At 69.7% G+C, this 20879-nt stretch carries 13 protein-coding genes; 6 read left to right on the top strand and 7 right to left on the bottom strand.

Annotated features, from left to right (window positions below; all coding sequences use genetic code 11):
* Positions 1 to 2 precede the first annotated feature (2 nt).
* The 5 genes from D7X96_RS07655 to D7X96_RS07635 are packed head-to-tail and all read left to right on the top strand — an operon-like array spanning position 3 to position 9062.
* Complete coding sequence (locus tag D7X96_RS07655) at positions 3 to 2732, top strand: ATP-binding cassette domain-containing protein (protein WP_121769362.1); 2730 nt, start codon at positions 3 to 5, stop codon at positions 2730 to 2732.
* Positions 2729 to 4840 (top strand): ATP-binding cassette domain-containing protein, encoded by a 2112-nt coding sequence (locus D7X96_RS07650; protein ID WP_121769361.1) that lies wholly within the window; start codon positions 2729 to 2731, stop codon positions 4838 to 4840. Before D7X96_RS07655 ends, D7X96_RS07650 begins: the two co-directional genes overlap by 4 nt.
* The gene (locus D7X96_RS07645; RefSeq protein ID WP_121769360.1) at positions 4837 to 6285 is read left to right on the top strand and encodes a TolC family protein; all 1449 of its coding nucleotides are present in this window, start codon (positions 4837 to 4839) and stop codon (positions 6283 to 6285) included. The genes D7X96_RS07650 and D7X96_RS07645 overlap by 4 nt, the downstream gene beginning before the upstream one ends.
* A gap of 6 nt (positions 6286 to 6291) precedes the next feature.
* Positions 6292 to 8040, top strand: coding sequence for a hypothetical protein (locus tag D7X96_RS07640; RefSeq protein ID WP_121769359.1), 1749 nt, complete (start codon positions 6292 to 6294; stop codon positions 8038 to 8040).
* An 8-nt stretch (positions 8041 to 8048) separates the two neighbouring features.
* A complete protein-coding gene (locus D7X96_RS07635) occupies positions 8049 to 9062 on the top strand; it encodes a phosphotransferase enzyme family protein (RefSeq protein WP_120550245.1) in 1014 nt (337 codons plus the stop codon).
* 33 nt (positions 9063 to 9095) lie between these two features.
* Here the strand turns inward: D7X96_RS07635 and D7X96_RS07630 are convergent, their stop codons facing one another.
* Both D7X96_RS07630 and D7X96_RS07625 read right to left on the bottom strand, forming a co-directional pair.
* Entirely contained in the window at positions 9096 to 9743 is a 648-nt protein-coding gene (locus D7X96_RS07630) for a hypothetical protein (RefSeq protein ID WP_121769358.1), read from the bottom strand.
* A 93-nt stretch (positions 9744 to 9836) separates the two neighbouring features.
* On the bottom strand, positions 9837 to 11729 hold the full coding sequence (locus tag D7X96_RS07625; RefSeq protein ID WP_121769357.1) for a M4 family metallopeptidase: 1893 nt from the start codon (positions 11727 to 11729) through the stop codon (positions 9837 to 9839).
* Positions 11730 to 11861: 132 nt separating this feature from the next.
* On the opposite strand from D7X96_RS07625, the gene D7X96_RS07620 reads away from it, so the two are divergent.
* On the top strand, positions 11862 to 12242 hold the full coding sequence (locus D7X96_RS07620; protein WP_120550248.1) for a hypothetical protein: 381 nt from the start codon (positions 11862 to 11864) through the stop codon (positions 12240 to 12242).
* A 37-nt stretch (positions 12243 to 12279) separates the two neighbouring features.
* Here the strand turns inward: D7X96_RS07620 and cydC are convergent, their stop codons facing one another.
* From cydC to D7X96_RS07595, 5 genes are all read right to left on the bottom strand, one after another.
* The gene (gene cydC / locus D7X96_RS07615) at positions 12280 to 13941 is read right to left on the bottom strand and encodes a thiol reductant ABC exporter subunit CydC (protein ID WP_121769356.1); all 1662 of its coding nucleotides are present in this window, start codon (positions 13939 to 13941) and stop codon (positions 12280 to 12282) included.
* Positions 13938 to 15623, bottom strand: coding sequence for a thiol reductant ABC exporter subunit CydD (cydD, locus tag D7X96_RS07610; RefSeq protein WP_121769355.1), 1686 nt, complete (start codon positions 15621 to 15623; stop codon positions 13938 to 13940). The genes cydC and cydD overlap by 4 nt, the downstream gene beginning before the upstream one ends.
* Before the next feature lie 7 nt (positions 15624 to 15630).
* Positions 15631 to 16638, bottom strand: a complete 1008-nt coding sequence (cydB, locus tag D7X96_RS07605; protein ID WP_121769354.1) for a cytochrome d ubiquinol oxidase subunit II — start codon at positions 16636 to 16638, stop codon at positions 15631 to 15633.
* A 39-nt stretch (positions 16639 to 16677) separates the two neighbouring features.
* Entirely contained in the window at positions 16678 to 18129 is a 1452-nt protein-coding gene (locus D7X96_RS07600; protein WP_120550252.1) for a cytochrome ubiquinol oxidase subunit I, read from the bottom strand.
* Between the two features lie 145 nt (positions 18130 to 18274).
* Positions 18275 to 20464, bottom strand: a complete 2190-nt coding sequence (locus tag D7X96_RS07595; RefSeq protein ID WP_158626561.1) for an Ig-like domain-containing protein — start codon at positions 20462 to 20464, stop codon at positions 18275 to 18277.
* Positions 20465 to 20879 lie beyond the last annotated feature (415 nt).

Raw genomic sequence — 20879 nt, 5'->3', positions numbered from 1 at the left:
CCATGACTCCTCCCAGGCGCCGGCGCTCGATCATTCCCGAGGTGATCCAGATCTCGGCGACGGACTGCGGCCCCGCTTCGCTCAAGAGCCTGTTCGCGGGGATGGGCGCCGAGCTCAACTATCGAGTCCTTCGCGAGGTGTGTCAGACGGACGTCGATGGCACCTCCATCGTCACCCTGGATGAAGTCGCGAACCAGCTCGGGCTCGACTCCGAGCAGGTGATGCTTCCGCTCGATCACGTGGTGGTCCCCGAAGCCAAGGCGCTTCCCGCCATCATCGTCACCCTCAGCGCGGGAGGACGGCCGCACTTCGTGGTGCTGTGGAATCGCGTGGGCCCGTTCATCCAGGTCATGGACCCGGCGGCGGGCCGGCACTGGACCCGGATTTCGACGCTGCTGAGCCACCTGTACCAGCACACCACGTCCGTTCCGGCGGACGGCTGGCGCGAATGGGCCGGGTCCGAGGAGGCGGTCGCGACGTTCGAGCGCCGCCTGCTGACCCTGGGGGCGACGCAGGCGCGGGAGCTGGTGACCCGGGCGCTCGAGGACCCCGGGTATCTGCCCATCGCCCGGCTCGACGCCGCGTGCCGGGCGTCCGAAGCGATGATCCGCGCGGGCGCCGTCCGGAGAGGCCGGACGGCGGCGGGTCTGCTGCAATCCATGATGGCGAAGGACGCGTCCGGCGAAGTGCCCATCCCCGCTTCCTATTGGTCCGTCCGCCCCAACCCCGAGGTGGACGGCGAGCTGTCGATGACCGGCGCGGTGCTGATGCGGGTTCGCGGTTGGCGCGAGGCTTCGGGCGCGGGCGAAGACGCGCCGAGAGCCGTGCTCGCGAGCGACCTGGCGACGGAGCTTGTTGCCAGGCAGGTGAGCCCGGCGCGAACGCTGCTCCGCCTGCGAGGCGAGGATTCGTGGGTCGTTCCGGGCCTGATCGCGGTGGGACTGGTGTTCGCCACCTTCGGGCGGATCCTGCAGGCGTTGATGCTCCGTGGCGTGCTCGACCTGGGGCGCGACCTGGGCACGTTCGCGCAGCGTGCGACGGGCATGGCCGTGCTCGCGGGCGTCGCGCTCTGCTTCATGCTCATCCAGATCCCCATCTCATTGGGACTGCTCGGCATTGGCCGCCGGCTCGAGGTGCGGCTGCGGAAGGCGTATTTCGAGAAGCTCCCCGAGATGGAGGACCGCTACTTCCAGAGCCGGCTCGCCTCCGACATGGCGTCTCGCACACACAACATCCAGGCGATGCGGTCGCTGCCGCCCCTGCTCGCGCAGGCCCTGGTGCTGTCGCTCGAGGTCGCGAGCATCACCGCCGCGCTCATCTGGGCCGCACCGCACGCATGGCACATCGTGCTCGCGCTCGCGGCGGTCACGCTGCTCGTGCCCCTGGTCGCGCAGAAGCTGCTCTTCGAGCCCGACCTGCGCGTGCAGATGCACTCAGGCGCGCTCAGCGGCTTCACCCTGAACGCGCTCGTCGGGCTCACGCCGATCCGGATCCACGGCGCCGAGCGGTCGCTGCGCCGCGCGCAGGAGACCTTGCTCGTCAGCTGGACCAAGGCGCGCTATTGGCTCCAGACGCTGTCGGTCGGCTTCGAAGGCGGGCTGATGCTGGCGAGCTATGGCCTCGTCATGCTGCTCGTCTATTCGTACCTCGCGGGCACCAACCGGGCTTCGCTGGTGTTGTTGGTCGTCTATTGGGCGCTGCGGTTCCCCATCCTCGGCCAGCGGCTGATGGTGCTGAGCCGCGCGTTCCCGAATGCGATGAACCGGGTCCGCCGGCTCCTCGACGTCATCGGTGACATCAAGGAGCAGCCGGCCCGGCCCGAGGCGCCGGTGCAGGAGCCTGTCGCGCCTGCGGCCGCCGCGAGCGGCGTTTCGATCGTGATGGAGAAGGTCCGCGTGAAGGGCGGCGGTCACACCATCCTCGACAAGGTCTCCTTGAACATCGCCCCCGGCGAGCACGTGGCCGTGGTCGGTGTCTCCGGAGCAGGCAAGTCGACGCTGGTCGGCCTGCTGCTCGGCTGGCTCCGGCCTGCGCGCGGCCAGATCAAGATCGACGGGCAGGTGCTCGATCAGGCCGCTGTCGAGCGGCTGCGGCGCACCACGGCCTGGGTGGATCCGGCGATCAGCCTCTGGAACCAGAGCCTCATCGACAACCTCCGGTATGGCAACGACGGCGCGCACGGCTGGTCACTGACGGGGGCGCTCAAGGGCGCCGAGATGCTCGACATCCTCGAGGCGCTTCCAGACGGGCTGCAGACGTCGTTGGGCGAGGGCGGAGGGCTGGTCTCGGGCGGACAGGGTCAGCGCGTTCGCCTGGCGCGCGCGATGCTTCGCTCCAACGTGCGCCTGGCCATCCTCGACGAGCCCTTCCGCGGTCTCGATCGCGACCGGCGCGCGCGGCTCCTCGCCGAGTCCCGGCGGCTCTGGGCGGACATCACGCTCCTCTGTGTCACCCACGACGTCGAGCACACCCAGGGGTTCGATCGCGTGCTCGTGGTGGAGAACGGCCGGATCCTCGAGAACGGACCGCCGAAGGAGCTGCTCGCGAACAAGGAGTCGCGGTACTCCGTGCTCCTTCGCGCCGACCAGGAGAACCGCACGCTGCTCTGGGGCGGTGGGCGCTGGCGCCATTGGTGGCTTTCGGACGGCCAGCTGGTGGAGCGGCCGGCGCCGAAGCCGGTGGAGACGCCGGTCGCGGAGCCCGCCGCGGACGAGCTGGAGCTGGCGGGATGACGCGCTCGCACTCCGACCTGTTGTGGCCGGTCGAGCGGCTGCCCGACGCGCTGGAGCAGCTGGCGCAGCGGCAGGGCTATGGCAGGGCCGCGGGAGAGATCGCTCCGCCCGCGGCGGCCGTCGAGCCGAGCCGGGTATGGATGTTCGCGCTCGGAGATCGACTCGGCGTGGAGCTCGAGCCGATCACGCCGCTCTACCACGAGCTGCCCGACGTCCTCGAACGCGCCGCGCCCTGCATCCTCCAGGTCCGGCGAGACGGCGTCCCGTCCTACCTGGTGCTGCTGGGGACGCGGCGCGGGAAGCTGCGGCTGCTCGCGCGCGACGCCACGGTGGTTTCGGTCCAGACGAAGAGCGCGCTCGCGCTGCTGCGCGAAGAGCAGGAAGCCACCGTCGCCGAGGTGGACCAGCTGCTCGGCGGCGTGGAGATGTCGCCCCGTGCGCGTGAGCGCGCCCGCTCACGGATGCTGCTGCAGCGGCTTGGCCAGGCGCAGCTGCGCACCGGGTGGATCATGCGCCCCCGGCGCACCGCGAGCCGGCGGACGCTGCTCGGCGACATCCCGTCGCTCGCCGCCGGCATCCTCGTGAGCCATACGCTCCTGTCGCTGGTGCTGGCGGGCTCGTTCTGGCTGCTCGGTCGCGCCGCGCTCCAGGCCCACCTCGAGACCGGCTGGTTCCTGGGGTGGATCGCAGTGATCGCGTGCGCGATTCCGCTGCGCATGCTCGAGGTGTGGTGGCAGGGCGTGTTCTCCATCCGGCTCGGAACGCTGCTGAAGCAGCAGCTCCTCGCGGGAACCCTCAAGCTGACCCCCGACGAGGTGCGGCTCGACGGCATCGGCCGCCATTTCGGCCGCGTCGCCGAGGCCGAGGTCGTCGAGCAGCTCGCGGTCGGCGGCGCCCTGCTCGCGGTGTTGTCGCTCGTCGACCTGGTCCTGGCGGGCGTCATCCTCGTGCTCGGGGCGGGAGGGTGGCCCCAGGCGATGGTGCTCGTCCTGTGGGTGGTGGTCGCGTTCGTCCTCGCGCGCCGCCACTACGGCGTCCAGCGGGCGTGGTCGGGCGCGCGCGTCGAGATCACCCACGACCTGCTCGAGCGCATGCTCGGCCATCGAACGCGGCTGGCGCAGCTTCCACTGGAGCGCTGGCATGATGGCGAAGACCTCCGCTTGAGTTCCTACTCCGAGATCTCGAAGGTCATGGATCGCCGGACCATGCAGCTGACCGCGCTCCTGCGCGACGGCTGGTTGGTGCTCGGCCTGCTGACCTTGCTGCCGGCGTTCAGCAGCGGTACGGCCAATCCCAGCGCGCTGGCGGTGTCCGTGGGCGGCATCCTGCTCGCGCTGCGCGCCTTCGACGAGGTCGCCGTCTACTTCCAGCAGGTCTCCCAGGCGGCGGTGTCGTTCGAGCAGATCCGCGACTTGTTGCTCGCGGTGGGCCGCCCCGAGCTCGAATCGAAGGTCCCGCTCGAGATGGAGGGAGGCAAGACCACCGACGCCGCTGGCGGGACCCTCATCGAGGCGCGGGGCGTGACCTTCCGGCACGACGCGCGCACCCGGCCGGTGCTCGAGAACTGCTCGTTCCAGATCGCGCAGGGCGACCGCATCCTGCTGGAGGGCCCTTCGGGCGGTGGCAAGTCGACGCTGGTGTCGCTGGTGACGGGCCTGAGGACGCCGCAGGGCGGTGTGATGCTGCTGCACGGGCTGGACCGCGCGACGTTCGGCTCCTCGGGCTGGCGCAAGCGCATCACCGCCGCGCCGCAGTTCCACGAGAACCACGTCCTGTCCGGCAGCTTCGCGTACAATCTCCTGCTCGGGCGCGAGTGGCCGACCTCCCCCGAGCTGCGAAGCAAGGCCGCCGCGCTGTGCAAGGAGCTTGGGCTGGACGAACTGGTCGCCAAGATGCCCGCCGGCCTGGAGGAGATGATCGGCGAGACCGGCTGGCAGCTCTCGCACGGCGAGAAGAGCCGGCTCTACATCGCGCGCACGCTGCTGCAGGGGGTCGAGCTGGTCATCCTCGACGAGAGCTTCGCCTCCCTCGACCCGGAGACCATGCGGGTCGCGCAGCGCTGCGTCCTCAACCACGCGAAAGCCCTCGTGGTCGTCAGCCACCCATGAGACTTCGATTTTCGCTCGCCCTCCTCGCGACACTCTGCTCCGGTTGCGAGCTGATCCGTCCCGTCGTCGTCGAGCCGCCCCTGGCGCCGAGCAGCTACGCGATTGCCGTCGAGCCGCCCACACCGTCCAGCGCACCCGAGGGCGTGCCCGCGCAGCCCGCCGAGCCCGTCACCCAGGACTCGGTCTGGTGGTCGGCGTTCGCCGATCCGGCGCTCGACACGGCCATCCAGGAGTGCTTCGGCGAAAACCTGGCCCTGCGCGACGCGCGCGAGCTGATCTACGAGAACCAGCTCGACCCCGCCGTGCCGCAAGGTTGGTGGTACCCGCTCCAGGTCGGTATCCTGAACCCGGCGGGGCTGAGTCATGTCGTCGCCAACGTTCCGCCCGCGCCGCCAACCCGGACCGAGTACAGCGTCGCCACCGTCGGGGTCGGCGTGGCCTACCAGGTCGACCTGTTTGGAGCCCTCGAGGCGCAGCGGCGCGCGGGATTGAACTTCGCCGAGCAGCAGCGGCAGCTCACCGAGGGCCGCGTCCAGGACCTCGCGGTGCGGATCACCCAGCTCTGGTTCGACATCCTCGAGGCCCGCGCGCTCCGGGACCTCACGCTGCGGCAGATCGATTACAACAAGGAGCTGCTCCGGCTGATTCGAGCGCGGTTCGAGCAGCACCTCACGCCCCGGCTCGTGGTGCTGCAGCAGGAGCAGCTGCTGGTGAACCTCGAATCGCAGGTGCCGCTGATCGCCACCCGGAACGCGCTCTTGAATTCGGAGCTGAAGTCGCTGCTGGGCCGGGTCCCCAACCCCGCCGACGACGTCGTTCCACTCGATCGGCAGCTTCCCGATCTCCCGCCTCCTCCGAAACTCGGAACGCCGGATGACCTGAACGCGAACACGCCCGAGATGCGGCTCGCGGAGCTGCGCGTCGCCGAGGTCGAGCACCGCATCAACGCGAACCTGGCGAGCTGGCTTCCGACCATCCAGCTGGTGGGCAACGTGGGCGCTTCGAAGTACGGCCTCAAGGAGCCGGTCCTGGGCGAGTCCGTCGTCGGGGTGAACCTGACCTGGGCCCTGTTCGATGGAAGGCGGGTCACCGAGTACATGCGCCTGCCCATCCAGCTCCAGCGCCGCCAGGTCCAATACCAGCTCGCGCTGCACACCGCGATTGGACGGGTGCAGGATGCCGTGGTCCAGGAGGAGAACGAGGCGACGAGCCTGCGCAGCCTGCGCGCGCAGGTCCAGCTCGGGCGGCAGCTCCTGGACGAGGCGAGGCGGCTCTTCGAGCAGGGGCACTCGGACTATCTGACGGTGCTCACCGCCCTGACGAACCTGGTCGGGCTCGAGCGCGCGAGTCTGCAAGCGCAACGGCTGCTGCTCAACCATCGCGTCGAGGTCTATCGCTCGCTCGGCGGTACCTGGTCGCACGACGTCACCCTGATTCGGGAGTGAGAAGCCATGGCACAGCTGCAAGCGGATGAGATGCTCTACATTCCCAATCGAAGGCGGCTCACGCACGACCGGCTCGACGCAGGCAATGGCCAGCAGGTCCTGCACCTCTTCTATGGCGAGGTGGAGCTCATCTTCGACGAGCCGGACATCGCGCCCCTGGGCGAGAAGCTGCTCCAGGTCGAGCAATTCCAGGCCTCCGACGCCATGGCGTGGTCGGACGGCGCGCCCCACTCCTGGGACAAGATCCGGGACCTGCTCGAAGCCTTGATTGAACAGCGGGTGTTGAGGCGGGTCTCGGACGCGCCCACGGGCCGCACCGCGGTGTCCTACCCGGAGCGGTTGGGTGAGGTGCCCGCCGGGCGTGAGCCGCGCACGTTCAGCGCCCACGACAATCGTTGCCCCTTTCTGACCGAGCAGGCGTTTGGACGGGCATTCGAGCTCTCGAACCTCGAGGTGGTCGTGCCGGTCTACCGCGTGGCGCATCCAGCGCTCGACGGTGACGGCCGGCAGGTGGGCGAGAACAACGTCGCCCCGCGCACCTTGTTCCTCGACCTCCCGACCGTGCGCAAGCAGTGCCACTACGCGGGGAGCCGGTACCAGAGCGAGCTCCCGATGAACGTGACCGCCATGAAGGCCATGGCGCGTCAGTGGCCGGAGCTGCTCTCGCTGACCGAGCAGTTCCGCAAGGCCTTCCTCGCGCGCATGCCGCCCCGGACCCCGGGCGTGCTCACCGCGGGCGAGCTCCACATGATGGTCGTCTGCACGCTCGCGTCGGTCGGGTACGTGATGGTGCGGGGCACCCAGCCGGTGCCGAACGGAGAGCTCGACAACGGGCTCGCGGCCATGTTCCGGCTGATTGACGGAGTTCGCCTGGTCACCAACGACCTGGTGCGCGAAGCCCCCGAGCAGCCCGTCACCGCGCAGACGATCGAGGACTATGCCGAGCGTCACGCGGTCTTCCACGGTCCGCACGGCGTGTGCGCCGGGCCGCCGGCGCTGATCAACGAATATCTGCAGGTGTTGACCGGCGCGGCCCCGGCCCCCATCGAGGCCCAGCCCGACATCGCGGCGCGCCTCGGCGAGCTCGACGCCGCGATCGATTACGGCCTGCTCGGGCAGCGCGTCGAATCGGTGGTCCGCTTCCTCGGCGCGACCCAGGGGCTGCTCCACGAACGGCTCCGGGCGGCGTTCGCCGGGCACCTCCCGCGCACCGCGCTGCAGGAGTTCGTGGAGGCGCCCATCGATGTCGCGCACTACCCGTTGCTCCGGGACGATTTCCCCCTCGCCGAGACATATCAGCGCGAGATCAAGCTCAGCCGCTGGTTGTTCGCGCGAATCGGCGAGGCGTTCCCCGGCACGCCCCAGGGCACCTCGCTGGACGAGCTGGCGAAGCTGGACCCCGCCGAGCAGGCCACGAGCCAGCGGCGGCTGGCCGAGCTCTTCGCGCATGGGCTGCCGGGAGACAAGGTCGTGGCGGAGCCCATCCTCGGTGAGCTCGCTGGCGTCGCCGCCACCGCGTTCGCGCTCGAGCGCCGGTGCCTGCGCGTCGTCGAGCGCGAGCAGGCGATGCTGAACCAGCGGCTCCGGCGCCCGGACCACCCTTTGACTGGCGCGGACCTGGCGGTGTTCACGCGGCCGCGCAATGGCCCCCCGTTGGCGGAGACCCTCGCGCGCGGCCTGGGCGTCTCGGTCACCAGCGACTCTGCCTCGACCGTGGTGCGGTACGGTGAGAGCAGCCTCACGTTGAAGGACTAGAGGGTTCAATGCATCCAGAGCTCGTCCGCCGCTTCCACGAACCGATTCGCGACGAGGCCGCGCGCCGGTATGGCCTGTCGCCCGAGCAGCTCACCGAGCTCGCGGCCTTCGAGAACTTCGTCTACGAGGCGGAGAACGACGACGGCGAGGGCATCATCTTGCGCATCTCGCACAGTACGCGCCGGACGATTGACTACACGTTGGGTGAGGTCGAGTTCGTTCGCTACCTGGCCGCGGCGCGCATTCCCATCGCCTCGCCGGTCCTCTCCGATTCGGGGCAGTTCGTGGAGCGGATCGAAGACCGTGAGCCCGGCAGCTACTTCGTCGCCACCGCGTTCGAGCGCGCGCCGGGCATCGTCTTCGACGACGCGCCACCGCTCAAGGAGCGCTACTGGAAGCCGCCCCTGTTCCGCGACATGGGCCGGCTGTTCGCGCGGCTCCACAACCGCGCCCAGACCTACGCGCCTTCGAGCCCCAGGCTCAAGCGCCAGGAGTGGCATGAGTACGACGTGGTCGACATCGACCGGTTCGCGCCTCCCGAGGAGAAGCTGGTTCGCGAGCGCACCGCGGCGATCATCGCGCGATTGAAGCAGCTCCCGCGAACACCGGAGAGCTACGGGCTGATCCACGCCGATCTCCACATGCACAACTTCTGCTTCGCCGAAGGGAAGATCACCGCGTTCGACTTCGACAACTGCGAGTACGCGTGGTTCGTCAAGGACATCGCGGTCCTCCTCTTCTACATCGCGCGAGGCGAGGCGAAAGAGGCGCGCGAGGAAGCGGTCACTGCGTTCCTGGGGCCGTTCCTCGAAGGGTATCGGGAGCTCCGGCCGATGGAGCGCGAGTGGCTCGCGGCCGTGCCGGACCTGCTCGCGCTCCAGCGCTCGATGAATTACGCGCTGTTCCACCAGTATCGCGACCCGGCCGTGCTCGACGAGAGCACGCTCGACCGGTGGGGGCGGTTCCGGCGCGACATCGAAGCGGACACCCCCGTCCTGCAGATTGATTTCACGCGCTTCTAGCGCAGTCCACCCCTTGGACCCGATGTTGATGAATCAGAAGAGCGTCGTGATGACCAGGTAGCTCACGTAGAGGGTCCACGACATGAACGCCGCGAAAGAGATGAGTGCGAGCTTTTCAACCCAGTCGGGGCGGGCCTTGCGCCAGGGGAGGAACAGCAAGGCGCCTCCTGCGAAGAACGGTAGGGGCAGGAGGTTGACCGCGGCCATCTTGACGCTCAACAAACCCAAGGCCGTCACCCGTTCGCCATGCTGGATGAGCGCGAGAAAGTGCTCCACGCGGTCGCGAAGCAGGAAGAGTTCGAAGGGCATGGCAAAGCCGCTCGCGAACTGGTGAAGGGCCTTGGACGCGCCCAGGCACGCCATGCCGATGGTGACCTGCACGACCCAGGGAAGCAGGACTGCGGCCGCGTACCGGGGCGCTGAGAGCTGAAGCAGTGAGTCGCGGGACGCGGCGCCCTCCGTCAGCGCCTTGAAGCTCACCGCACCTCCCCCGGGGATGAGGCGGAAGGAGCAGAGAATGCCGCCGATGTGGCACTTCACCAGGGTGGGGCCGTAGCCGAGGATAGCGGAGACGGGACGTGCGCCCACGGCCCAGCCCACCGTGACTTGCACCAGCGTCCAGACGAGGGTGATGCCGAAGCAGAGCATCCACAGCCAGAAGATCAGGGAGAGGCGATCCATGTGTTGCGTCCCTGCCTACCATGTCCCGGCGGTCAGGAACGTCAGCGCGGGGAGGCGGCGCGCAAGGGTTGAGCGCGCCGCCGGGCCCTTGCCTCAGTGCCCCCAGGTCTCCGAGTTCCAGAGCGGGGTGACACCGTCCTTGTCGTAGAGGACGAGGTTGCCGTCGTTCTGGAGGATGAGATACGCGCCCGGATGTCCCCAGGTCATGCTGTTCCAGACGGCCTGGCCCACCGTCGGACTGGCGGTGCGGTAGAGCACGAAGTTGCCGTCGTCCTGCATGTGGGCTGACAGCGCTCCCTGGCCCGCGGTGTTCGCCGTCCACAGGACGCTCGTCCCCTGCCAGAGGACCAGGTTCCCGTCGCTCTGCAGGGCGAGCGAGAACCGGCGGTCGTTCGACGACATCGACTGTCCCAGCGAGAGACTCTGGCCGGCGACGAGGATGTTCGTGCCCACGCCCACGGCCTGCCAGGCGGCGGTCACGGAGGCGATGTCGGCCGCGCTGTACCCGAGCTGCGCGGCGGCCTGCTCCGTGGCCAGCTTCGCGTCCGCGAACGTGGCCATCGTCTTGCCAAGCAGGAGCACCGTGTTGGCCCGGTGGAAGATTTGCGCCGCCTTGGCGATGCCAATGCCTCGCACGGCGATGGTGGAGCGCCCCCTCGGGTGCTGGCCACCCTGGGACAGGAGATAGAACGCCAGGTTGGGGATGCCCGAGCTGTAGTGGACGTCGGTGAACGGGCTGAAGGTCTGGTCGAAGTAGTCCAACGACTGCCCATCCAGCTTCGGGTCGTTCATGTAGCGGAGGGCATCCCCAGCCGTGGCGGGCGTGTAGATCTCCTCCGCGCACTTCCAGGTGTTGGCGGTCACCACCTGGCCGTTCCGGTACCACTCGCACACGCTGCCCATGATGTCGGACATCGACTCGTTCAGGGCACCGGGCTCGGCGAAGTACAACAGGTTGGACGTGGAGCGGGTGAGCCCATGGGTCACCTCATGCGCCGTCACGTCCAGCGCGTTGACCATGTTGCCGAACGTCACCCCGTCGCCGTCCCCGTACAGCATCTGGTTCTTCGAGCCGATCCACGCCGCGTTGGCGTAGCCGTAGCCGTAGTGGACCGAGCTGACCAGCTTGGACCCCGCGCCGTCGTAGGAGTCGCGGTTGAAGAGGCTCTTGTAACAGTCGTAGGTCGTGCCAAGCAGGTCGTAGTTGGTATTGACCGTGGGGTCCGCGACCGCCGCGCCGCCCTCCGCCCGCATGAGGGTTCCGGGGAGGTTCGCGGAGCCGCCGTGGTTGACGTCGTACACCTCCCGGTTCTTGAGCGTGTAGATGTTCGGCAGCCGCAGCACGACGGACCCGCTCACGGCGTTGATGAGGACGTCCTCATCCACCGCCATGCCGTCCTGGCTCCGGCCTGTCACATTCACCCGGTACACGAGGTCCAGCTTTCCGTCCGTCGGCCAGTAGGCCAGCCGCGGATGCGCCTCGACCTCAAGCCTGTCGAGCCGCGCTGAGTCCTGCCGGGCCACCGCGATGGCGTCCTCGGCGCTGAGCCGCGCGTCTCGTGGCGCGTCGAGGTCCGCGCGAGCGTTGCCGTGAACCGCGTAGACGGTGTCATTCCGCGTGTGGAGGACGAGCGCGCTGCCCAGGACCTCGCGGCCATGCTTGCGCTGCGCATAGACGAAGTGCCGGTCGCCAATGCCATCCGTGACGGCCCGCTGGAAGGTGAGCTCCGAGGGATCCGCGCGGAACACCTTGCTCGCCGCCAGGAGGGAAGGGCGCAGCGCGGTGACTTCGGCCTCCTCGGTCCTCGCGTTCCCGGCGAGCCGGAGCTGGCCGAAGTTCCCATTCGCGAACGTGGGCACCTGGCCCAGGTCGGCGCCCACCACCTGGAGATGGGTGACCTCGTGTTCTTCCGTCCCCTGGCAGGCCGAAAGGCTGACCAGAAGTCCCAAGGTCGCGAGACCCTTGAATTGATGCGCGGTCATCATGGTGAACGGTGTCTCCTTTCCACTTCATGCTCCAGATCGGCCCAGACCTTAATCAAGGAAAATGCTGAATTCCAAGATTGGAGTTGGGAGATGTGGTTCAATGCCGCTCAATCCCTCAAGGAGAGACACGCCATGAAGCGCTTCCTGGGTGTGCTGACGGTGCTTGTCGTCCCGGTGCTGGTGGCCTGTGGTGGAGTGGAGCCTTTGGAAGAGCCGGAGCTGGAGCAGCAGTCGAGCGCCCTCGTCACGTGCTCACAGACCTGTCCGGATGGCTCGACGGTGTCCTGCCAGGGGAACACCTGCTCGGTGCAGGCGGACTCCGTCCAGTGTGATGGCTTCTACAACATCTGTCTCCCATCCACGCCCTTCTGTGGACTGAACAATCGTTGCAGCAAGCTCGCGGGGACGCCGTGTTCGCCCGTGGGCGGGTCTCGGAGTTGCTGTCTGCCGGGCCACCCCAATCCCAATTGCTTCTGTACGTCCCAGGGCGTCTGGGCCTGCAGCGCGCTGTGACACGCCAACGCGGGCGGCCCCTGCTCAGCCATGCAATCTACTGAGCGGCCCCAGCGCGATGCGCGAGGACGTGGACGCTGTCCAGCGCACGCGCCACGTCCGCGTCATGCGTGACGACCACCAGGCCGCGCCCGTGCGCCTTCATCCCATCGAGGTCTCGCATCACGCGCGCGGCGGTGCGCGCATCCAGATGCTCGGTGGGCTCATCGAGCAGGAGCCAGGGCGCCTCTGAGAGCCAGGCGCGCGCGAGGAGGACGCGCCGTCGCTCGCCTCCGGAGATGGCCTCGCCTCCACGGCCGAGCGGCGTGTCGAGCCCCAGCGGCTGCCGCGCGTACCAGTCACCCAGCCCGGCCTTGTGCAGCGCCGTGATGGCCTCGTCGTCGGTGAGCGTCGCGCGCACGACCCGGAGGTTCTCTCGCAGGGTGGTGTCGAAGAGGTGCGCGTCCTCGGCCGAGTAGTGCAGCAGCTCCACCCGGCGCTGCTCGCTCACGTCCGCGAGCGAGACCGCGCCGAGCTTCACCATCCCCGCCTTCGGAGGCAGGTGCCCCGCGAGGCTGAGCAGCAGCGTCGTCTTCCCGCTGCCACTGGGCCCGGTGAGGGCGAGCGAGCTCCCTCGCCGCAAGGTGAGGTCGATGCCCGAGACAGCGGCGCTCCGGTCCGGCCAGCCGCACGCCAGCCCCTCCGCGCGCAGTTGAGCCGCCGGCGCGGGGGAGGCCAACGCGGCGGCCGGGGTCGCCTCCTCGGGCGTCTCGAGGAAGGGAAGCAGCCGCCGGGCTGCCTCGGTCGAACGCAGCAGCTGGGTCAGCGCCGCGGGCATGGACTGGAGGGCCTCGAAGGCACCGAGCGGCACGAGCACGACGACACAGAGCTCCACCTGGGAGAGCGCTCCGCGCCCGAGCGCCGCGAAGCCGAGGAGGAGGGCCGCCCCCACGCTCGCGCTCCACGCGCCGTGCATCAGGAAGGTCGCGGCGGCGGTCCAGCGCGCGGCCCGTGCGGAGAGGCGCTCCAGATGAAGGTCGTCCTCGCGCAGGGCTCCCAGCAGGACCGGCGCTTGTCCCGAGACCTTGCGCTCCGCCGCGCCTTCGAGCAGCTCCAGCGCCGTGGCCTGCTGATGCGACCGGGTGTCCGACGACGCCTTCTCCGACACGGCCAGCGCGCGCGCACCCATCCAGGGCGCGACGCCCCCCGCGACGGCCAGGCTCACGGCCAGGGCCCAGGCCGCGGCCGGGAGGAAGAAGGCGAGCAGGGCAACGCCGCCGACGCCGACGCCGGCCGCGATGGCCATGGGCACGAGCGCGCGGATGACCGCGTCGCCCACCGCGTCCACGTCGCCGCCGAGCCTCGCGACGAGGGCTCCGCGCTTGAGCCCCAGGACCCGCGTGAGTGGCCCTCGCGCGAGCGTGTCCACCAGCCGGGCCCTCAGCCGCGCCACGCCATGAAAGGCCAGTTCGTGCGCGACGAGCCGGTGGGCGTAGCGGAGGCACGCGCGGGTGAGCCCCAGGGCCCGCACGCCCACGATGGCGAGCGTGAGGTCGAGCACGGGCGGCATCTCGGCCGCGCGCGCGATCAGCCACGCGGACAGCGCGCCCAGGGTCGTCGACGCGAGGAGCGCGAAGGTCCCGAGCGCGACCGCGAAGCCCACCGTGCGTGGACGGAGCTCCAGCCCCGCCAGCACCTGGCGCAAGGGATGGCGGCTCATGCGGCCTCCGCGAGGGTGTCCAAAGGCGATGCGTGCGAATGGAGCGTGAGGACTTCGTCCGCGATGGCCAGCGTCCGCGCGCGGTGGCTGACCAGCAGGAGGGTCGTTCCCCGTCGGGCACGCCGCTTCAGGGCTTCGAGGACGCGCTGCTCGGAGCGCTCATCCAGGTGCGCCGTGGGCTCGTCGAGCAGCAGCAGCCGCTCGTCGCCCGCGAGGACGCGGGTGAGCGCGAGCCGCTGCCTCTGCCCCAGCGAGAGGCCCTGACCGTCCCGCCCCAGCTTCGTGTCCCAGCCTTCGGGCAGCCGCGCGACGACGGCATCGAAGCCAGTGGCCTCCGCGGCGGCGGACAGGGCGGAGTCCGGGATGGCGCGCCCCCGGCAGACGCTCTCGCGCACCGTGCCGGGCTCCAGATGGAGCCGCTGGGGCAGCCACGCGAGCTGGGCCCAGTACGTCGTCAGGTCGAGCGCCCCGAGCTCAAGCGCCGGCGCACCTTCAGGCCGCAGGAGGACGCCCCCGCGCGTGGGCGCGAGCAGCCCGAGCACCACCTCCAGGGCCGTGCTCTTGCCCGCGCCGCTCTCCCCACGCAACCCGAGGATGCGTCCCTGCCCCAACGGCAGCACGAAAGAGAGTCCCTCGGGTGCGCAGCGCCCCGCGTCGCGCGTGGCCACCGAGACGTCCCGCACCTCCAGCGCCCCGGAGGTGAGCGGTGGCGCGGCGAGCGTGCCGCGCGCGGGCTGGGGGGCTTCGAGCCGCGCGATGGCCTGCGCCGCCGCCTCGGCGCCCTCCGCGGACGCGTGGAAGAGCGCGCCCACCTGGCGCAGCGGCGCGTAGACCTCCGGCGCGAGCAGCAGCACGAAGAGCCCCGTCTCCAGCGCCATTCCCCCGTCGAGCAGCCGCAGCCCGATCCCCACCGCCACGCTGGCGATGGAGAGCGTGGTGATGAGCTCCAGCACGAAGCTGGAGAGGAAGGCGCGCCGCAGCGCCTTGAGCGTGGTCCGTGCGTGCGCCTCGCTCAGCCGCAGGACCTGGGCCGCGACGCCCCCGTGCCGGCCCAGCGCCCGGAGCGTCGCGAGCCCCGTGATGAAGTCCAGCACCCGCGCGCTCAGCTGCTGCATGCTCGCGAGCTGCCGCATCGTCGCCTCGCGCGTGAAGCGGCCCACCAGGACCATGAAGAGCGGGATGAGCGGCAGCGAGCCCGCCATCAAGAGCGCGGAGACCGGATCCGCGCGCCACACGCACACGAGCAGGGCCGGCGTCGCGAGCGCCGTGAGCAGCAGCTGCGGCACGTAGCCCTCCAGATAGGGCTGCAGCGCGTCCAGCCCACGGGTCGCGAGCTCCACCTGCGCCACGCCGCTCGCCGGAGCGCCCTCCCGCTCAGGGCTGGACGCCAGCCGCGCGAGCAGGCCTTCCCGCAGCTGCGCGATGACCCGGTGCGCGCTCCGCTTCCCCGACCACTCCTGGAGCCCCGCCAGCGCCGCGCGCAGCAGCCACACGCCGCCCAGCCAGGCGAGGGCCCCCCCCAGGCCCCCCGCCAGGTCGTGGGCATGTCCCAGCAGCCGCGCCAGCCCCCGCGCCTGCAGGACCGTGAGCGCGACCATCCCGATCCCCAGGCCCGCGGTGAGCAGCACGTAGCGCCGCGCCGCGCTCGCGTGCCGCAGGAGCTTCGGGTCGAGCGGCTTCATCGGACGCTCAGCCCTCTCCCAGCGCCGGGGTGAGGTCGTCGACGGTGACGCGCTGGCGGAACACCCAGTAGGTCCACCCCTGGTAGGCCAGCACGAACGGCACCAGCGCGACGGCGACGTACGTCATGATCCGCAGCGTGTAGGGCGTGCTCGACGCGTTGTGCACGGTGAGCGAGTGCGCCGGTTCCAGCGCCGGCATCACGTCCGGGAAGAGCGAGCCGAAGAGCAGCACGACCACGCCCGCGATGGCCAGACAGTTGAACGTGAAGGCCCAGCCCTCCCGCTCCCGCCAGACGCTCAGCGCCGCCGCCGCCAGCGCCAGCGCCACGAACCCCAGCACCGGCCACGTCCAGGCCACGGAGTACCGCACCTGCGTCCACAGCCCGAACGCGCCGCTGACCGCGAGCGTGGGCAGCGCCACCCGCCGGGCCCAGCCGAGCGCCCGCGTCCGCAGCGCACCCTGGGTCTTCAGCGCGACGAAGACCGCGCCGTGGCTGAGGAACAGCAGCGTGGTGGCCAGGCCGCCGAGCAGCGCGAAGGGAGACAGCAGGCCCAGGAACGTCCCGGTGAACTGGTGGTTCGCGTCCAGGGGGACCCCGCGCACGATGTTCGCGAACGCGACGCCCCAGAGCAGCGCGGGCAGCCAGGAGCCCACCTGGATGGCCTGCTCCCAGCGGCGCTGCCACGTGGGGCTGTCCAGCTTGGAGCGGAACTCGAGCCCGACGCCGCGGACGATCAACGCGACGAGGATGAGGAAGAGCGGCAGGTAGAAGCCGGAGAAGAGCGTCGCGTACCACTCCGGGAAGGCCGCGAACGTGGCGCCCCCGGCGGTGAGCAGCCACACCTCATTGCCATCCCAGACGGGGCCAATCGTGCGCAGCACCGCGCGGCGCTCCGCCGGGGTCCTGCCCAGGACGGAGAGCCACATCCCCACGCCGAAGTCGAAGCCCTCCAGCACCAGGTAGCCCGTCCAGAGGACCGCGATGAGACAGAACCAGAGCGTATTCAGTTCCATGATGATTGACCGATGCCAGGAGAAGGGAGGCCGGGAGCTTCAGTAGCCAAACGACAGCGGCGCGGTTTCAGGATGGCTGTCCTCGGCCGCGTGGGTCGCCGGGTGCTTCAGGCCCGCGCGGACGAAGTGCCGCATCAGGTAGAACCAGACCGCCGCCAGCGCGCCGTAGACGCAGGTGAAGCCAATCAGCGTCGTCCACACCATGGCGGGTGAGACGGCGGTGGAGACGCCGCTGGCCGTCAACAGGCGGAGCGTGTCCACGCCGGTGGGGTTGGGCGCCACCAGCCAGGGCTGCCGTCCCATCTCGGTGAAGATCCACCCGAAGGAGCACGCGAGGAACGGGGTGGGCAGCGCCGCGAGGCAGAGCCGGGCGAACCGCTCCGAGTTGCTCGCCACGCCGCCCCGCGTGAGCCAGAACCCGATGAGCGCCAGCGCCGCGCTCCCCACGCCCAGGCCGATCATCAGGCGGAAGGACCAGTACGTGACGGCGAGGTTCGGCGCGTAGTCCGGTCCCGCCCCGTAGCGCGCCTCGTAGCGCTTCTGGACGTCGTTGACGCCCTCGAGCGGCGCCTGGAAGTCCGAGCGCGCGAGGTAGGACGTGAGGCCGGGGATCTCCAGCAGGTGGCGCACGCCCCGGCAGTCGTTGTTCAGGTCTCCCACCGCCAGCAGTGAGAAGGGCGCCCCGGCGCGTCCGTCACAGAGCGCTTCGGCCGCGGCCATCTTCATGGGCTGCTGTTCGAACATCAGCTTCGCCTGGGCATCTCCGCTCACCGCCACGCCGATGCCGGAGACGATGACGGTGACGAGCCCGAGCCGCAGCCCGGCGCGGAAGTCCTGGGCCGTTGCCGCTTCACCCGACTGGCTGGAGCGCACCATCAGCCAGCCGCAGACACCCGCCACGAAGGTGCCCGCGACGAGGAAGGCGGACGTCACCGTGTGGGGGAAGGCCACGAGCACCGTGTTGTTGGTCAACACCGCCAGGATGTCCGTCATCTCCGCGCGCCCGGTGGCGGGGTTGAAGCGCGCTCCGACGGGGTGCTGCATGAAGGAGTTGGCCGCGAGGATGAAGTAGGCGGAGAGGTTCACCGCGAACGCCACCAGCCAGATGGAGGCGAGGTGCAGCGCGCGGGGCAGCTGCTTCCAGCCGAAGATCCAGAGGCCGAGGAAGGTGGACTCGATGAAGAAGGCCGCCAGCGCTTCCATCGCCAGCGGCGCGCCGAACACGTCCCCCACGAAGCGGGCGTACTCGCTCCAGTTCATCCCGAACTGGAACTCCTGGACGATGCCCGTCACCACGCCGAGCGCGAAGTTGATCAGGAACAGCTTGCCGAAGAGCCGCGTCAGCCGCAGCCACCCCGGCTTGCCGGTCACCACCCAGAGCGTCTGCAGCAGCGCGACCAGCGGGGCGAGCCCGATGGTGAGCGGGACGAAGATGAAGTGGTAGACCGTGGTGATTCCGAACTGCCATCTCGCGAGTTCCAGGCTGGTCATGACGCCAGGGCGGCATTGCAAGCCGCCGGCCGTTCACGCTGCCTCGGGTGACCTCCTGGGTCCTCGCAAGACCTGCGCGGCGCCCCCCGGCGCCGCGCAATTTCTGCGTCCCTGCCAACCGCTCATTCCCCGGATCAGCGGGTCGCTACTTCACCGTGATGGCGGAGAGGCTCCCATTGCTCCGCGCGATGAACAGGATGCCGTCCTTGCCCAGCGCCAGGTATCCGCCGGCGGGATACGTCCAGACGTGCGCCCGGGTGGTCAGGTCCACCGCGTACGTGTTCGTGGCGGTGCTCACGAAGAGCATGTTGTCCGTCACGACCATGGTCCCCTGCGGCGTGCCCGTGGGGGGCGTCCAGGTCCAGAGCAGGTCCCCGTTGGACTCCGCCCGGGCCTCCACCTTGCCCTTGTTGAAGACATACAGCACGCCGTCCGCGACCGTGACGTTGCCCGTGAAGGAGTCCTTCAGCGTCCAGGCGATCCGCCGGTTCTCCAGGTCGAAGGAGAGCAGCCGGTTGTACTGCCGGGCGAGGACGTTCTGGGCGCCACCCAGCACCGGGGCCATGTTCATGCTCCACCCGGCCCAGCTGAAGCCGGGGTCGTCAATCTTGTAGGCCACGGTCCCCGTGAGCGCATCCACCACCTGCAGCTGCGCTTCGGTGTACGCGAAGACCTGGCCTCCGGCCACCGCGGGCGTCCACGCGTTGTACTGGGTGGTGTAGCTGAACCACTGCTGCTTTCCGCTGGTCGCGTTGAAGCTGTACATGCCGTCGTAGTAGCCGCCGGCCATGAACACGCTCCCGTCGGACACGACGGGGGCGTAATAGGTCGACCACTGGTTTCCGTACGCGCTCTTGAACTGGAGGCTGCCGTCGGCCGCGTCGAAGGCGTAGAGGAACGAGTCCTGGTGCCCCGAGGTGGTGAGGTACACCCGGCCGTCGGAATAGGCGGGCGGGTGGGCCCCGTGGATGGCGCCAAAGTCATACGTCCACAGCGGCGCGCCCGTCTGGGCATCCAGCGTGGTCAGTTGCTGGCTGCCGAAGTAGCTCTGGGTGGAGACGAAGACCCGGCCATTGCCTTCGGTGACGGGGTTCAGCGCGGCGGAGCCCGTGAACACCTGGCGGACCCACAGCTCGCGGAAGACCGCGGGATCCAGTGTCGCATCCACCGCGCCGGTGTGCCGGGCGTTTCCCTGGTATGTCGCCCAGTCCTCGGTCTGGTTCCACGAACCCGTCGTCGTAATCACCCGCAGCTGGGCCGTGGCGGACTTGCCCTCGCAGGTGGCGGTGATGGTCGCCGTGCCCTCGCTCCTGCCGGTGACCTTGCCGTTCGACTGGACCTCCGCGCGGGACATGTCGGAGCTCACCCACGTCACCGTGCGGCCCGTCAGCACGTTGCCCTGGGCGTCCTTCAGGACCGCCTGGAGCTGGAGCTCCCGGCCGATGGCGATCACCGCGGAGGAGGGCGAGACCGAAATCTGGGCGACGGGGACATAGAGTTCGAGGGTCGCGGACGCGCTCTTCGTCTCACTGGTCGCGGTGACGGTCACCTGTCCGGCCTTCAGCGCCGTCACCAGGCCGGTGGCGCTCACCTGCGCCCGGGTCGTATCGCTCGAGCTCCAGGTGACGGTGCGCTCGGGGAGGGGAGTGCCACGGGAGTCCTTCGGCGTCGCGGAGAGCTGCACCGTGGTGCCCACCGCCACCTGGCCCGTGGGGACGCCGTCGAGCGTCACGGTCGCCACCCTCGCCACGGTCACGCGCACCACGACACTGGCGGTGCTGCGCTCGCTGGAGGCGGAGATGGCCACGTCGCCCGGCTTCACGGCCGTCACCAGGCCCTCGGCGTTCACCTCCGCGACCTCGCTGTCGCTGGAGGTCCAGCGCACCGGACGGCTCAGGGTGTTCCCGTCCGCATCCCTCGGCGTGGCGGTGAGCTGCACGGTTTCGTTCGCGGGAAGGGGCTCGGTGGGGGCGCCGCCGAGGAGGATGGACGCCACCGAGGTGTCAGGGGTCGGCGCTTCAGCGACGCGCACCACGACCGTGGCGGTGCTGCGCTCGCTGGTGGCGGAGATGACCGCGTCGCCGGGCTTCACGGCCGTCACCAGTCCCTGGGCGCTCACCGCCGCGACCTCGTTGTTGCTGGAGGCCCAGCTCACCGGACGGTTCACGGTGTTGCCGGCCGCATCCCTCGGCGTGGCGGTGAGCTGCAGGGTTTCGCCCACGCGCAAGGGCTCGGCGGACGCGCCGCCGAGGAGGATGGACGCCACCGTGTCGGTGGGGTGGGTGGGGGGCTGTTCATTCCCACAGGCACTCACCGCGAGTGTCAGGATGAGCAAGACCCACCGTGCCGGATTCAATCTCAAGGTATCCCCCTCGCGGCAGGCATGCCGCTGTCGTGTTCTGCTTTTGTCCGACGTGCAGGACACTCTTTCTTGAACGGTTCGCCCGGGATTTTCAAGATGTCTGACATTGGGTTCGGGAATCATGGCCCATGCCGACGCAATCCCTTTCCAATCCTGACCTGGACTTCCATCCACTTGCTCATCCACGCCTTCTCGCGGAGGGCACGCCGGGTGCGGATCCGGCCAGCTTCTGGACAGCGGTCATGGTTGGGGTACATGTGCCTACATCCATGGCCTCCCGTCAGTCCACCGCGCGCACCCCCACCGTCCGGATGCAGAAGACGAAGCAGCCCTCCCCTGGCGCCCGGCGTGGCGGGGAGAAGCGCTCGAGTGGGGGAGGGGGCTGGGG

It is taken from the genome of Corallococcus interemptor (assembly GCF_003668875.1).
GTDB classification, from domain to species: domain Bacteria; phylum Myxococcota; class Myxococcia; order Myxococcales; family Myxococcaceae; genus Corallococcus; species Corallococcus interemptor.
The sequence above is the reverse complement of the archived record's forward strand: the minus strand, read 5'-3'. Positions and strand labels throughout refer to the sequence as shown.

Bases quoted from the DNA above. Each gene is read 5' to 3' on its own strand.
- D7X96_RS07655 (WP_121769362.1), top strand. From the start codon at position 3: ATGACTCCTCCCAGGCGCCGGCGCTCGATCATTCCCGAGGTGATCCAG.
- D7X96_RS07650 (WP_121769361.1), top strand. From the start codon at position 2,729: ATGACGCGCTCGCACTCCGACCTGTTGTGGCCGGTCGAGCGGCTGCCC.
- D7X96_RS07645 (WP_121769360.1), top strand. From the start codon at position 4,837: ATGAGACTTCGATTTTCGCTCGCCCTCCTCGCGACACTCTGCTCCGGT.
- D7X96_RS07640 (WP_121769359.1), top strand. From the start codon at position 6,292: ATGGCACAGCTGCAAGCGGATGAGATGCTCTACATTCCCAATCGAAGG.
- D7X96_RS07635 (WP_120550245.1), top strand. From the start codon at position 8,049: ATGCATCCAGAGCTCGTCCGCCGCTTCCACGAACCGATTCGCGACGAG.
- D7X96_RS07630 (WP_121769358.1), bottom strand. From the start codon at position 9,743: ATGGATCGCCTCTCCCTGATCTTCTGGCTGTGGATGCTCTGCTTCGGC.
- D7X96_RS07625 (WP_121769357.1), bottom strand. From the start codon at position 11,729: ATGATGACCGCGCATCAATTCAAGGGTCTCGCGACCTTGGGACTTCTG.
- D7X96_RS07620 (WP_120550248.1), top strand. From the start codon at position 11,862: ATGAAGCGCTTCCTGGGTGTGCTGACGGTGCTTGTCGTCCCGGTGCTG.
- cydC (WP_121769356.1), bottom strand. From the start codon at position 13,941: ATGAGCCGCCATCCCTTGCGCCAGGTGCTGGCGGGGCTGGAGCTCCGT.
- cydD (WP_121769355.1), bottom strand. From the start codon at position 15,623: ATGAAGCCGCTCGACCCGAAGCTCCTGCGGCACGCGAGCGCGGCGCGG.
- cydB (WP_121769354.1), bottom strand. From the start codon at position 16,638: ATGGAACTGAATACGCTCTGGTTCTGTCTCATCGCGGTCCTCTGGACG.
- D7X96_RS07600 (WP_120550252.1), bottom strand. From the start codon at position 18,129: ATGACCAGCCTGGAACTCGCGAGATGGCAGTTCGGAATCACCACGGTC.